This is a genomic window from Xenorhabdus eapokensis (assembly GCF_001908105.1).
The window spans coordinates 1-541 of record NZ_MKGQ01000177.1 but is presented as its reverse complement, the minus strand read 5'-3'; the positions used below and the strand labels follow the sequence as shown (position 1 = coordinate 541).

1 pseudogene is annotated in these 541 nt (G+C 56.6%); it reads right to left on the bottom strand.

The features are described 5' to 3' along the window. Positions 1-541, bottom strand: a pseudogene (locus Xedl_RS20045) (type IV secretion protein Rhs); the annotation flags it as partial.

Genomic DNA, 541 nt, shown 5'->3' with positions numbered 1-541 from the left:
TAACCGGTGGCCTTTCTGGTAAAGACGTTCACCGCTAATGTCATGCAATCCGTCAAACCGGCGGGCAGGATAACCGGCGGCATCGTATTGATAATGCTCACGCAACCGTTCGCCATCACTGACTGAGGTCACCTGCCCGTTGCCGTTCACCACATAGCGCAACCACTGCCGCTCATCATTCGCAGCCACCAGATTCAGTGCCGCATCATAGCGATATTCCCGGTCGATGCCAGCCAGGGTGGGCTGGGGAATATCCGCCACTTCATGGGCGGCAAAAAACTCGGTATTGCGCCCGGCACGCTGTGTCGCCAGTTGCCCCATCAGGGTATGCGCCTGACGCAGGATAAACCCTTTATCCGACTGGCGATGCCACTCGTGCCCGTCTTCATCCCGTTCAAAACGGAGAACATGTTCACCATTCAGGCTGAACTGTTTCAGCTCCCCGACATGGTTAGCTTCAACTTTGGCCTGCCAGTGCAGCCCCGCGACCGGATGATAGGTGCTTTCGACGGTCTTGCTGTCCGGGTAATCACGCTGAATA